The 779-nt window shown below is 66.0% G+C and carries 1 protein-coding gene; it reads right to left on the bottom strand.

The genetic code is table 11. The features are described from left to right. On the bottom strand, positions 1–779 hold a 779-nt coding region (locus Aco03nite_RS52460; protein WP_203810798.1), incomplete at both ends, for an acyltransferase domain-containing protein.

Raw genomic sequence — 779 nt, 5'->3', positions numbered from 1 at the left:
TCAGCAGCGCCTCGGCCTCGGGTTCGTCACGCACCAGCGTGGGCACGAAACCCGCATGACCGATCGCGGTCAACGACCCGTCCGGACCCACCTCCAGATAGACGTCAGCCCCAGCCGCTTCCACCGCGTCGGCGAACCGCACCGTCTCACGCACATGCCGCACCCAATAACCGGCCGAATCAACACGTGGACCACCCGCAAACGGAATCAACGGCGCCCGAAACTCCAACCCCGCAACCACCGCCGCGAACTCATCGAGCATCGGCTCCATCAACGCCGAATGAAACGCATGACTCACCCGCAAACGACGCGACCCGAACCCCCGCGCCGCCGCGACAACCTCACCCTCCACCCCCGACAACACCACCGACCGCGGACCATTCACCGCAGCAACCTGCACCCCAGCCGACAAAGTCAACTCAGACTCCGCCGCCTGCACCGCCACCATCACCCCACCCACAGGAAGCGCCTGCATCAAACCCGCCCGCGCCGCCACCAACCGGCACGCCTGCGACAGCGACAACACCCCCGCCACATGAGCAGCAGCGATCTCCCCCACCGAATGCCCCACCAGCACATCCGGAACAACACCCCACGACTCCAGCAACCGAAACAACGACACCTCGAACGCGAACAACGCCGGCTGCGCCACCCCCGTCAAACCCAGATCACCCTCCACATCCAGCAGCCCGGCAACCTCATCCCACACCGACGCGAACACCGGAAACCGCTCATACAACTCCCGGCCCATCCCCACACGCTGCGAACCCTGACCCGCG

The organism is Actinoplanes couchii (genome assembly GCF_016862075.1).
Classification (GTDB): Bacteria; Actinomycetota; Actinomycetes; order Mycobacteriales; family Micromonosporaceae; genus Actinoplanes; species Actinoplanes couchii.
The sequence above is the reverse complement of the archived record's forward strand: the minus strand, read 5'-3'. Positions and strand labels throughout refer to the sequence as shown.